General features: G+C 67.8%; 13 protein-coding genes and 1 pseudogene. 4 read left to right on the top strand and 10 right to left on the bottom strand.

Annotated features, from left to right (window positions below):
• From AC6LJ5_RS16395 to AC6LJ5_RS16365, 7 genes and pseudogenes are all read right to left on the bottom strand, one after another.
• Positions 1 to 416 (bottom strand): annotated as a pseudogene (locus tag AC6LJ5_RS16395) (mandelate racemase/muconate lactonizing enzyme family protein); the annotation flags it as partial.
• Positions 417 to 432: 16 nt separating this feature from the next.
• Complete coding sequence (locus tag AC6LJ5_RS16390; RefSeq protein ID WP_392412959.1) at positions 433 to 1,254, bottom strand: transporter substrate-binding domain-containing protein; 822 nt, start codon at positions 1,252 to 1,254, stop codon at positions 433 to 435.
• A gap of 135 nt (positions 1,255 to 1,389) precedes the next feature.
• Positions 1,390 to 2,121, bottom strand: coding sequence for an amino acid ABC transporter ATP-binding protein (locus AC6LJ5_RS16385; protein WP_498141025.1), 732 nt, complete (start codon positions 2,119 to 2,121; stop codon positions 1,390 to 1,392).
• The gene (locus AC6LJ5_RS16380; protein ID WP_103274189.1) at positions 2,105 to 2,761 is read right to left on the bottom strand and encodes an amino acid ABC transporter permease; all 657 of its coding nucleotides are present in this window, start codon (positions 2,759 to 2,761) and stop codon (positions 2,105 to 2,107) included. The genes AC6LJ5_RS16385 and AC6LJ5_RS16380 overlap by 17 nt, the downstream gene beginning before the upstream one ends.
• A gap of 10 nt (positions 2,762 to 2,771) precedes the next feature.
• Positions 2,772 to 3,455 (bottom strand): amino acid ABC transporter permease, encoded by a 684-nt coding sequence (locus AC6LJ5_RS16375; RefSeq protein WP_498141024.1) that lies wholly within the window; start codon positions 3,453 to 3,455, stop codon positions 2,772 to 2,774.
• 32 nt (positions 3,456 to 3,487) lie between these two features.
• Positions 3,488 to 4,720: a UxaA family hydrolase gene (locus tag AC6LJ5_RS16370; protein ID WP_498141023.1), complete on the bottom strand. Its 1,233-nt coding sequence runs from the start codon at positions 4,718 to 4,720 to the stop codon at positions 3,488 to 3,490.
• Between the two features lie 194 nt (positions 4,721 to 4,914).
• Positions 4,915 to 5,223, bottom strand: coding sequence for a UxaA family hydrolase (locus tag AC6LJ5_RS16365; protein ID WP_103274187.1), 309 nt, complete (start codon positions 5,221 to 5,223; stop codon positions 4,915 to 4,917).
• A gap of 251 nt (positions 5,224 to 5,474) precedes the next feature.
• On the opposite strand from AC6LJ5_RS16365, the gene AC6LJ5_RS16360 reads away from it, so the two are divergent.
• From AC6LJ5_RS16360 to AC6LJ5_RS16350, 3 genes are all read left to right on the top strand, one after another.
• The gene (locus AC6LJ5_RS16360; protein WP_498141022.1) at positions 5,475 to 6,248 is read left to right on the top strand and encodes an SDR family oxidoreductase; all 774 of its coding nucleotides are present in this window, start codon (positions 5,475 to 5,477) and stop codon (positions 6,246 to 6,248) included.
• Between the two features lie 107 nt (positions 6,249 to 6,355).
• Positions 6,356 to 7,204 carry a fumarylacetoacetate hydrolase family protein gene (locus AC6LJ5_RS16355; protein ID WP_392412963.1) on the top strand — a complete coding sequence of 283 codons (849 nt, stop codon included), beginning with the start codon at positions 6,356 to 6,358 and terminating at the stop codon, positions 7,202 to 7,204.
• A 63-nt stretch (positions 7,205 to 7,267) separates the two neighbouring features.
• The gene (locus AC6LJ5_RS16350; protein ID WP_103274184.1) at positions 7,268 to 8,122 is read left to right on the top strand and encodes an IclR family transcriptional regulator; all 855 of its coding nucleotides are present in this window, start codon (positions 7,268 to 7,270) and stop codon (positions 8,120 to 8,122) included.
• Positions 8,123 to 8,127: 5 nt separating this feature from the next.
• Here the strand turns inward: AC6LJ5_RS16350 and AC6LJ5_RS16345 are convergent, their stop codons facing one another.
• The 3 genes from AC6LJ5_RS16345 to AC6LJ5_RS16335 all read right to left on the bottom strand — a co-directional run bounded on the left by AC6LJ5_RS16345 (position 8,128) and on the right by AC6LJ5_RS16335 (position 10,648).
• Entirely contained in the window at positions 8,128 to 8,742 is a 615-nt protein-coding gene (locus AC6LJ5_RS16345) for a suppressor of fused domain protein (protein WP_103274183.1), read from the bottom strand.
• A gap of 161 nt (positions 8,743 to 8,903) precedes the next feature.
• A complete protein-coding gene (locus AC6LJ5_RS16340; protein ID WP_498141021.1) occupies positions 8,904 to 10,172 on the bottom strand; it encodes a hypothetical protein in 1,269 nt (422 codons plus the stop codon).
• Between the two features lie 20 nt (positions 10,173 to 10,192).
• Positions 10,193 to 10,648 (bottom strand): CesT family type III secretion system chaperone, encoded by a 456-nt coding sequence (locus AC6LJ5_RS16335; RefSeq protein WP_392412966.1) that lies wholly within the window; start codon positions 10,646 to 10,648, stop codon positions 10,193 to 10,195.
• 215 nt (positions 10,649 to 10,863) lie between these two features.
• On the opposite strand from AC6LJ5_RS16335, the gene tauA reads away from it, so the two are divergent.
• Positions 10,864 to 11,892 carry a taurine ABC transporter substrate-binding protein gene (gene tauA, locus AC6LJ5_RS16330; protein WP_392412967.1) on the top strand — a complete coding sequence of 343 codons (1,029 nt, stop codon included), beginning with the start codon at positions 10,864 to 10,866 and terminating at the stop codon, positions 11,890 to 11,892.
• The last annotated feature ends 5 nt before the right edge of the window (positions 11,893 to 11,897 follow it).

Here is an 11,897-nt window from a genome sequence, read left to right as displayed (position 1 = left end):
GCCGGTGCGCGTGCACGTCGTCGGCGTGGATCGGCTCTTCCAGCCAGGCAATGTCCAGCGGCTCGAAGGCGCGCGCGCAGGTCCCACAGCGCCGTGTCGATGGCGGCCAGCGCGATCGAGGTCAGCGCGCCCACCGTGGTGGCGTGCACCCGGTACATCAGCTCGCGCCACAACCCTTCCACATCGCCGGCCTCGCGGCCCGGCAGCATCGGCGCCAGGTGCTCGTCCAGCAGGCGCGCCACGGCCGAGCCGCCGGTGCCGATGGTGTAGCTGTAGCCCACCCCGACCGCGCCATCGCTGTCGGTGATGCGCACGATGGGCGTTTCCTGCCGCTCGAAGCTCTGCACCGCGTCGGTGCGCACGACCTTGGGCAACAGGTCGACCAGGAAGATCTCCACGGATGCGATGCGTGCCATGGTCGCCTCCGGCCGCTCAGCGGCTGGCCCCCTGCACCTCGGGCGGCAGGTTCACGCCATGGAATTCCTTGTAGACGGCGTTGAGCTTGCCGTTCTGCAGGTTGTCGCGCACCCAGCCGTCCAGCCTGGCCTTCAGGGCCGGCTCGTTCTTGCGCAGGCCGATGCCCAGCATGTTCAGCCGCATGACGAACTTGGACTCCATCTGCTTGGCCGGCGCCTTGTCGTTGATGGTGCGCAGCAGCGCCGGCGCCGTGGCGAAGATGTCGGCCTGGCCGCTGACCACGGCGGTGATCGAGGTGGCGTCGTCATCGAAGCGGATGATCTGCGCGTCCTTCGGCGCGATCTTGGTCAGCTCGGCGTCGTTGGTGGTGCCGCGCGTGGCTATCACCTTCTTGTTGGCGAGGTCGGCGGCGCTGGTCAGCGTCATGGACCTGGGCGCGCCCACCACCGCCAGGATGGCGGCATAGGGCACCGAGAAGTCCACCACCTTCTGGCGCTCCGGCGTGATCGACATGCTGGAGATCACGATGTCGGCCTTGTTCGTCTGCAGGAAGGGCACGCGGTTGGCGCCGGTGGTCGGCACGATCTCCAGCTCCACGCCCAGATCCTGCGCCAGCAGCCGCGCGGTCTCGACGTCCGAGCCGGTGGACTTGAGCGCGGCGTCCTTCATGCCGTAGGGCGGCACGCCCAGGTCGATGGCCACGCGCAGCTTCTTGGCGGCCAGGATGTCCTGCAACTGATCGGCGCTGGCGGCGGCGGCCAGGCCCAGGGACAGCGCGGCGGCGAGCGCGGCGCCGGCCAGGCGGACGGCGGACTTGCGGGTGTGGCGGTGTTGCATGGTGGTCTCCTGTTTATCGATCTGGGCATGCCGCGATAGGGGCATGCGGCGCATGCGCTTGCCTGTGCTGCCGGGCGCGGTCCGGCAAGCGCCGCGCCCGTCCTGCTGATTCCGTCCTGCCGACGCGCGTGCGCGCTACAGCCCGCTGCCCAGGAACTGGCGCAGCTCCGGCGTGGCGGGCGCGGCCAGCATGGCCGGCGCGCCCTCTTCCCAGACCTGCCCCTGGTGCATGAAGATGACCTTGTCGGCCACTTCCCGCGCGAAAGCCATCTCGTGCGTGACCAGGATCATGGTCATGCCCTCGGCGGCCAGCCGGCCGATCACCTTCAGCACCTCGCCGGTCAGTTCCGGGTCCAGCGCCGAGGTCACTTCGTCGAACAGCATGACCTTGGGCCGCATCGCCAGCGAGCGGGCGATGGCCACGCGCTGCTGCTGGCCGCCGGACAGCTGTTCGGGATAGTGTTCGGCCTTGTCGGCCAGGCCGACATGCTCCAGCGCCTCCATGCCCAGTTCGCGCGCGGCCTCGGCCTTGATGCCCTTGACCGAGCGCGGCGCCAGCGTCACGTTCTGCAGCACCGTCATGTGCGGGAACAGGTTGTAGCTCTGGAACACGATGCCCACGTCGCGCCGCAGCGCGCGCAGGTCCAGGCCGGCGGCGTCGTGCAGCGCGTGGCCGCAGACGTGGATCGCGCCTTCGTCGGCGGTTTCCAGCCGGTCCATGCAGCGCAGCGCCGTGCTCTTGCCCGAGCCGCTCTTGCCGATCAGGGCCACCACCTCGCCCGCGTCCACGGAAAAGCTGATGCCGCGCAGCACATGGGTGCTGCCGAAGCGCTTGTGGACCTGCTTGAGTTCAACCACGGGATGCATTGAGTTTCCTCTCCAGGTAGCGGCTCCAGCGCGACAGCGGATAGCACATGGCGAAATACAGGATCGCGGCGCAGCCAAAGTAGATGAAGGGCTGGAAGGTCGAGTTGTTGAGGATCTTGGCGTTGTAGGCCAGCTCGGAATACCCGATCACCAGCGAGGCGATCGAGGTGTTCTTGATGATCTGCACCAGGAAGCCCACCGTGGGCGGCGTGGCGATGCGCAGCGCCTGCGGCAGGATCACCTTGCCCATGCGCTGCAGGCGCGACAGCCCCAGGCATTCGGCCGCCTCCCACTGGTTCCTGGGCACGGCCTGGATGCAGCCGCGCCAGATCTCGCCCAGGAAGGCGCTGGAATAGATCGTCATGGCCAGCGCCGCGGCCGCCAGCGCCGACAGCTCGCCCAGGCCGAACAGGCTGGGGCCGAAGAAGCACAGGCCCATCAGCACCAGCAGCGGCGTGCCCTGGATCAGCTGGATGTAGCCCGCCGCCAGCAGGCGCGGCGCGCGGCGCGGCGCCACCCGCGCCAGCGCCAGCAGCAGCCCGACCGCGCCGCCGCCCAGGAAGGTCCAGAACGACAGCTTGACCGTGCCCCAGGCGCCGGCCAGCAGATACCAGGCGTGTTCCGCGGGAATGAAGGTCATGGCGCGCCTCCTACAGCGGCGTGCCGAGCTTGCGCCGGCGCGGGAAGATGAAGCGGGCCAGCAGCCAGAAGCCGGCGCGCATCAGCAGGGACAGGGCCAGGTACAGGCCCCACAGCACCACGAAGACCTCGAAGCTGCGGTAGGTGTCCGACTGGATGCGGTTGGCCACGGCCAGCAATTCCTCGGCGCCCACCGCCGACATGATGCTGGAGGCCAGCATCAGCAGCACGAACTGGCTGGTCAGCGACGGATACACGCGTTCCACCGCCGGCCGCAGCACCACGTGCCAGAACACCTGGCGCGGCGACAGCGCCAGGCATTCGCCGGCCTCCAGCTGGCCCTTGTGGATGGACTCGATGCCGGCGCGCATGATCTCGCAGGTATAGGCGCCGATATTGATCACCAGCGCCAGCACCGCGCCCGCCATGATGGGCAGCGTCACCCCGGCGCTGGACAGGCCGAAGATCAGGAAATAGCTCTGCACCAGCAGCGGCGTGTTGCGGATCGCCTCGACATAGGCGCCCGCCAGCCGGCGCAGCCAGGCCCGCCGGCTCAGGCGCGCCAGCGCGCACAGCGTGCCCAGCACGAAGCCCAGCACCGTGGCGCAGAACGACAGCTTGATGGTGACCCACGCGCCGTCCAGCAGCAGCGGCCATTGCTCCAGCACCGCCGCGAAATCGAACTGATAATTCACGGTCCCTCCCCGGATCGCGGCACGAGACCCGCTCAGGCCGCGCGCGCGGCCGGCATGCAGGCCGGGCCGATCGGCTCGAAGGACTTGTAGGTCAGGATGAACTCGCGGTGTCCCAGCCCTTCGGACTTGCTGGGCGCGCCCAGCGCCACGTCGCGGACCTGGCCGTAGATCTCCTCGGCGACTTCCTGCAGCGTGCCGCGCCCTTCGATGATGCGGCCCGCGTCCACGTCCATGTCCTCGCCCAGCTTGCGGTAGGTTTCCGGGTTGGCGCAGACCTTGATGACCGGCGACACGGCCGAGCCCACCACCGAGCCGCGCCCGGTGGTGAACAGGATCACGTGCGAGCCGCAGGCGATCAGCTCGACGATCTCGGCGTTGTCGCTGATGTTGGGAAAGCCGAAGCGCGGCTCGCCGTCGGGCACCACGTCCAGCAGGTACAGGCCGCCGAAGGGCGGCACGTCGCCCGGCTTGATGATGCCGGCTATGGGCGAGGCGCCGCTCTTGGCATAGGCCCCCAGCGATTTTTCCTCGATGGTCGACAGGCCGCCGTCGGCGTTGCCGGGCGCGAAGCTGCCATGCCCCATGATGCTGTAGTAGCGCGCGGCCTTGTTGACGCAGGCCACGATCTCCTCGCCCAGCTCGGGCGTGGCGGCGCGGCGCTTCATGTGAAACTCGCAGCCCACCAGCTCGCCGGTTTCCTCGAAGATACAGGTGGCGTCGTCCTCGATCAGCATGTCGAAGGCGCGGCCCACGGCCGGGTTGGCGCTGATGCCGCTGGTGCCGTCCGAGCCGCCGCAGATGGTGCCCACCACCAGTTCGCTCAGCGCCATCGGCACGCGCGTCTGGCGCGCCAGCGCGGCCGCCGTCTCGCGCACCCAGGCCACGCCTTCGGCGATGGTGCTGCGCGTGCCGCCGCGTTGCTGGATGGTCAGCGTGGCCACCGGCCGCCCGGAGTCGGCGATGGCCTGCTCCAGCTTGCGCTTGTTCATGCTCTCGCAACCCAGCGACACCAGCAGCGCAGCGCCCACGTTGGGATGCGTGGCGATGGCCGTCATCATGCGCTCGGCGTAGCTGTTCGGAAAACAGCCCGGAAAGCCGACCAGATGCACCTGCACGTCGCCTTCCAGATGGTGGAAATCCAGCGTGATCTCGCGCGCCACGTGATGCGCGCACTCGACCAGATAGGCCACCACGATGACATTGCGTATGCCCTTGCGGCCGTCGGCGCGCGGATAGCCGCTCAAGGCCGGGGTGGTGGTTTTCATGGGGTGCATCTCAGTTCTCCAAAATGGCTGACGCATTTCACACAACACAACAGGCGCCCCTCCCATCGGGATGCCACGGAGCCGGCTTTGCCGGGCGGTCGGCGTTCCCCTGGGGGAAAGCGCGCAGGGCTTCGGGGGGGCCACCCCACGGAGCCGCCTTTGTCGGGCCGCAGGCATGCCCCCTTGGGAGAGGTCTACCTATCGTTGAACGTATGGCCCTCTTCCAGCGTGTAGGTCGGCGTGTAGTCGCTGTCGAGGTTGTGCGTATGAATGTGGTCCCCGGCCGCGACGGGCTGGGTCAGGCTGCCGATGACGGCGCCGTACTTCAGGATCTTCTCGCCCTTGGGCATGGCATGGCGCGCCAGCTTGTGGCCCAGGCCAAGCGGCGCGCGGACCGTGGCGTCGCCCTGCTCCAGCATCACCTCGGCGCCCGCCGCCAGCGGGCTGCACACGATCAAACAGTTGTCTTCGGGGGAGATCAGCAGCAGACGCGGATCGATCATGGCTTGTCTCTCGGTGGTTTTATGTGATTTCGTTTCGTGTATGAAATCAATTTTCAAACTTGAGGTCAACCAGGGAAATCACCATTTCCGCCATTAATCGCCTGGAATTCGGGTAAACACTGCCATGATGGCCAGGATGCATTCCTCACGGCCTGCCATTTTTCCCGTATATTTGTTTTATTGATGAAATTATATTTTCAATCAACAGACGAGCACTCTTCACGGGCCGCCCATACAGGAGCAGAGACAGCATGACGCAACGTTTGCAGAACAAGCGGGCGCTGGTGACAGCCGCCGGCAACGGCATCGGCCTGGCCAGCGCCCTGGCCATGGCGCGCGAAGGCGCCGAAGTCTGGGCCACTGACATCAACCAGGACGCGCTCGCCCAGCTGGCGCGGCAGGCACAGGCCGAAGGCCTGGCCAGGCTGCGCACGCGCGTGCTGAATGTGCTGGACACGCAGGCGGTGCAAGCCTGCGCCCAGGAGATCGGCGCGCTGGACGCGCTGTTCAACTGCGCCGGCCACGTCCACGCCGGCAACATCCTCGAATGCCCGGAATCCGATTGGGACTTCGCCATGGACCTGAACGCCAAGTCCATGCACCGCACGATCCGCGCTTTCCTGCCGGCCATGCTCGAACGCGGCGGCGGCTCCATCATCAACATGTCCTCGGCCGCTTCCAGCGTCAAGGGCGTGCCCAACCGCTACGCCTACGGCGCGTCCAAGGCCGCCGTGATCGGCCTGACCAAGGCGGTGGCCGCCGACTTCGTGGCGGGCGGCATCCGCTGCAACGCCATCTGCCCGGGCACCATCGAATCGCCCTCGCTGCGCGACCGCATCGCCACGCAGGCGCGCCAGGCCGGCACCGACGACGCGACCGTGCGCGCCGCCTTCGTGGCCCGCCAGCCCATCGGCCGCGTCGGCCGCGCCGAGGAAGTCGCGGCGCTGGCGGTCTACCTGGCCAGCGACGAATCCGCCTTCACCACCGGCACCATCCAGGTCATCGACGGCGGCTGGTCCAACTGACGCCGCCGCGTTCCTGCCCCAGACTTCCCGCACCAGACTTCCCGCACCATTTTTCTACCCTATCCTTCCGTGATCCCCCATCCTCCCTTCCCTATTCAGGAGCCCGCATGAAACTCGTCCGCTACGGCCAGCCCGGCCAGGAAAAACCCGGCCTCATCGACGCCCAGGGCGCGCTGCGCGACCTGTCCGGCGTGGTCGCCGACATCGGCGGCGCCGCGCTGGCGCCTGAATCGCTGGCCCGCATCGCCGCGCTGGATGCGTCCACGCTGCCGCGCGTGGACGGCCAGCCGCGCCACGGCTGCCCGGTGGCCGGCGTCGGCAAGATCGTCTGCGTGGGCCTGAACTACGCCGACCACGCCGCCGAGTCCGGCCTGCCGGTGCCGGCCGAGCCGGTGCTGTTCCTCAAGCCCAGCTCGTCCATCACCGGCCCCGACGACGACGTCATCATTCCGCGCGGCTCGGTCAAGACCGACTGGGAAGTCGAGCTGGGCGTCGTGATCGGCAAGAAGGCGTCCTACGTCGAGGAAAGCGAGGCGCTGGAATACGTGGCCGGCTACGTGGTGGTGAACGACGTGTCCGAGCGCGAATACCAGATCGAGCGCGGCGGCCAGTGGGACAAGGGCAAGGGCTGCGACAGCTTCGCGCCCATCGGGCCCTGGCTGGTAACGCGCGACGAGATCGCCGACCCGCAGAACCTGGGCATGTGGCTGGAGGTCAACGGCAAGCGCTTCCAGGACGGCAGCACCCGCACCATGGTGTTCGGCGTGAAGCAACTGGTCAGCTACATCAGCCAGTTCATGTCGCTGCTGCCCGGCGACGTCATCAGCACCGGCACGCCGCCCGGCGTGGGCCTGGGCCAGAAGCCGCCGCTTTACCTGAAGGCCGGCGATGTCATGCGCCTGGGCATCGAGGGCCTGGGCGTGCAGTCGCAGAAAACCCGCGCCTGGTCGCGCTGAGCGGCCGGATCGCCGCGAGGCGATCGCCTATACTCGCCTCGCGCCCAGAACCCCCAGCACGCCATGCCCGCCAAGAAACAGACCGCGCCCGCCCTGCCCGATTCCTCGTCCGTCGCCGCGCCCGCCGAGGCCGACGGCGGACAGCGCTACGCGGCGCCCGCGCTGGAAAAAGGGCTGGACATCCTGGAAGCGCTGGCCGCCAGCTCGGCCGGCTACACGCTGGCCGAGCTGGCGCATCGGATCGACCGCAGCGTCAGCGAGATCTTCCGCATGGCCGTGACGCTGCAGCGCCGGGGCTACGTGCAGGTCGACGAGAACGACCGCTACACCCTCACGCTCAAGATGTTCGAGCTGGCGCACCGCCAGCAGCCGCTGAAATCGCTGGTCAGCGTGGCGCTGCCGCTGCTGCGCGAGCTGGCCAGCCGTGCGCGCCAGTCCTGCCACCTGGCGGTGTACCAGGGCGGCCGCGTGGTCGTCATCGCCCAGGTCGAAAGCCCCGAGCGCTGGTCCTTCGGCCTGAAGGTGGGCGTGAGCATGGGCCTGACCGACACGTCCTCGGGCCACGTGCTGCTGGCCTTCCGCGACGAGGTCGAGCGCACCCGCATGCTGGCCGCCCACATCAAGGTCGAGGGCGAGCTGGAATCCGACCCCGGCGAACTGTTCGCCATCCTGGCCGAGGTGCGCCAGCGCGGCTGCGCCTCCATGCCCAGCCGCCAGATCCGCGGCATCACCAACGTGGCCTACCCCGTGATGGGCGCGGCCGACCATGTGATCGCGGCCATCAACGTGCCGCACATCGAGCGCATCGACCAGAAGGTCAGCCCCGACATCGCCCAGGTCGGACAGATCGTCGGCAACGTGGCCAAGCGGCTGTCGGCGCTGATGGGGTACAGCGGGTATCTGCCCGAGGACGGTTGAGCGGCCTATTCCGGCCGCGCGGGATCGATGATGGAATGCGCCATGCCCTCGACATGCGCGTCGAACGCATCGATCCCCTGATCCAGGATGAGCGCGGCCTCCTTCTGGCTGATGGGCACCACCCATTGCAACTCGACCGTCTCGCTCCCGACCGCGATGCGCTCCAGCGCCTCGCTTTCACCGCGCAACTCATCGATGAGGATGGCCTTCGCGGTCCATTTCTCCGGCGCGAGTGGACTGGCCCCCATCACGCGCGGCGGTTCGGCGCCGTCCGTGTTCTCGATGCTGTGGGCGATCAGGTCGCACAGATATGCGCACACCCGGTCCACGCTTTCCCCGCCCAGGCCTTCTTCCAGCGCCATCATCCATTCGGCGTGAACCGCTCCGCTCCCGTGGCGAAGGCGGGATAACCCCACGGTCGCGAAGCGGGCGGGCTGGCCGCTGGCGGCCGGCGGGAAAAAGTAGATTTCAATGCGCGCCCGGCCCTGTCGCCCCGTCATCACGATCCGGTACTCCGGCATCGACCATGCTTGCAGGTAGCGGCCCAGCACGAGCGTGCGCCTCAGATCCAGGGACAGGGCTTCTTCCTGCGCGGACTCGATATGGCGCTGCGCTTCCATCGTTGATCACCTTCCGGTATTGCGAACCTGGGCCAGGCCACGCGTCTGCTGGCTCCCGCCGCGCACGCCGCCATGGTTCGAGGGCGGCCAGCGCATCGGGAGGACGCGGGAATTCTACCGGCTGATGCCTGGTCCCGGCGCCGCCACGGGGTGCCGGATGCTCAATTCTTCTTTTTGTCGACTGGAGATTGCGACCCCTGCGCGACAGTGACGGGCACCGGTGGATTGGGTGAATTTTGAGCCGATCGGCTTCGCACTGTCGGCACGACTGGCGTACTGTCTGGCGGCTCCGTCACGTTCATCGATGGGTTTCCGGAGTCAGGCACCGTTTCCATCTCCAGCCCCGTTTCTTCGTCGCCTCGGCCCGGTGCGTGAACCGCGAGCTGTTCCGCGGCGCCGCTTCCGTGCCACGGCTCGGCTACTTTGCTCGCGCCCGCCAGCGCGGACGAAATGGCGGTAAACACCAGGATGCCCTGGGTATAGCCAAACTTGCTGACCAGGACAATCGCCACCGGCGTCTGCATCAGGTCCATCAGCGCGCCATCCTTGAATGCCGCAAAATGCTCCACCAGGGCCTTTTCCGCCGACCGCGCCTCAACCCGCGCCCCTGGCTCAGCCCTGAATTTCGGATCGCATCTGTAGCTGACCAGCGTCCACAGGGCATCTGCCAGACCCGCCGTGGCGCCGCCCATCGCATGCCGGAAAGTGGGTTCCAGCACCGCCCCGAAAGCGAGTCGCGCATCCTTGATTCCCAGCAACACGCCGGCCCGAAGCATGGATTTCAGGGCTTGTCCGCCCGCGTCCAGTCCCACACTTTTCGCGAATGCCTTGCCGGCCAGCGCGGAAGTTTCCCGTTCTGGAGCCTTGGCCATGCCGTCCAGATACAGGAACTTGGCGAGCTGCGTCAAGCCAATCTGCACAACGGTCCCCGTTACCGCCCCGACCATGCCGGCAGCGCGGTCCCGCGCCTCATCGTTTTCCGAATAGTCGGCCGAGCCTCCCCCCACGGCGTACAGCGAGGCAATCGCGGTCCCCATGAATACGGCCGCCGCCGTACCGCCTCCCACCCCGGCCGCGACCAGGACGCGCATCCCCTTGCCCGCCTGCCCCCAATCGCCAAGCCAGTCCTTTTCATTGATTCGGTCGTAGGCCATCTTGCCCGCGTTCCACCCGCACACTCCGCCCGCCAGGCCGGACACCACCAAGGCCGCGAGCGGCAGCGCGCCGGCGTTCAGATCGGCGCCGGACTTCGAGGGCGGCGAGGCTTTCAACAGCGCGCTCGTCGCGTCCTGCACCGCGCCCGATACCGCGCCATAGATCGCACCTGTGACAGCAAGCGTCAGCGTCGAAGCGACGGCAGGCTTGATCGTCTCGTACCACGCCGCTTTAGGGGCGGAGGTCTGGCCACCCGCGTTGATTCCATCCATCATGATTCGCTCCCGTCCGGCTCTCAGGCCCTGTCGCGCAGGACCGCCGCTTCGGGCAATCCCATGCGCCAGGGATTGTTGAAATCGAGACTGCCGTCGCGCCAGGCCAGCGCGCAGGCGGCCAGCATCCCCAGATTGGCCGCCAGCCGTCCGGCGGACAGCCCTTTCATGTCCAGATGGCTGAGCAGCACGACTCGCCCCGTGTCGGGCGTCAAGGAAAACACGCAGGCCGACGAGCCGTTGTACATGAGCAGATTGGCCTCGAGCAGCCGCCGGCACGTCTCGTCGCCTTCTTCCGGCGCCGCCTCGCCGAAATCGCAATAGATCAGCATTTCCCGCCGCTGCCCCTGCTCCCTGGATTTCACGGTAAAGGCGACGCCGTCGAACAGCAGGTTGCCGGTCGAGATGATCTGGTCGCGATCCGCGGCCTGCACGTAATCACAAAAGCCCGCCAACAGGCTCCTGAGCGTTGCATTCATGGAATCAGTCCTTGCCAAGGATGTCTCGTGGTCTGTTTTGTGACTTTCACGCCGTCGTCGGTTCCATCCAGGCGTAGCCGCGCCTCACCGTGGCACCTATTGATCCCCCCATCTGGCCCTAGCGTTCCATCCCCAACCGGGCAAACTGGCATCACACCGCAGCGACGCGGAGCAGCCGGACGCGCCGGGACGCGGTCTCACCCACGGAGATCACCATGAACGCGAGTTTGCGCATCATCCGCCGCTGCCTGCCCGCCGGCCTGGCCGCGCTGTTGCTGGCGGCGTCCGCCCAGGCCCAGACCAAGCTGGTGGTCGGCTACCAGCTGATCGTCGGCCCCTTCCTGACCGCCATCGCCGACGGCAGCATGGATGCCGCCCTGAAAGATGCCGGCTACCAGGTCGACTGGCGCCAGTTCACGTCCGGCGGCGACATTTCCACCGCGCTGGCCTCGGGCAAGGTGCCGGTGGGCGTGCTGGGCTCGACCGGCATCACCGCCGCCGCCACGCGCGGCGTGGACCTGCAGCTGTTCTGGGTGCTGGACAACATCGGCAAGTCCGAGGCGCTGGTGGCGCGCAACGGCTCGGGCATCGCAAGCACCGCCGACCTGAAGGGCAAGCGCGTCGCCACGCCGTTCGTGTCGACCTCGCACTTCCACCTGCTGGTCGGGCTGGAGCAGGTATGGAAGATTCCGCCGCGCGACGTGCGCATCCTGAACATGCAGCCGCCGCAGATCGTCGCGGCCTGGGCGCGCGGCGACATCGACGCGGCCTATGTCTGGCCGCCGGCGTTGACCGAGATCGCCAAGAGCGGCAAGATCATCGCCGACTCCGAGCAGATCGGCAAAGCCAGCGTGCCCACCTTCGACGGCCTGGTGGCCGACCGCGCCTGGGCCGAGAAAAACCCCAAGTTCATGGCCGCCTTCACCGGCGTGATGGCCAAGTCCTATGCCGCCTACCGCGCCAACCCGGCGGCCTGGACGGCCGACTCGCCGCAGGTCAGGCACATCGTCAAGCTGATCGGCGGCAAGCCCGAGGACGTGGCCGAGGCGCTGGGCCTGCTGGTGTTCCCGACCGCCGCCGAACAGGCCTCGGGCGCCTGGCTGGGCGGCGGCAAGGAAGCCGGCGCGACGCGCGCCTTCAATGCCAGCGCGCAGTTCTTGAAGGAACAGAAGCAGATCGACAAGGCGCTGGGGGACTACAGCCCCTACGTAACGGACCAGTACGCCAAGACGGCGGCAAAATAGGCAGG

The sequence above is a fragment of the Achromobacter sp. 1011791174 genome, from assembly GCF_059760925.1.
This window is presented reverse-complemented; position numbering and strand designations above follow the sequence as displayed.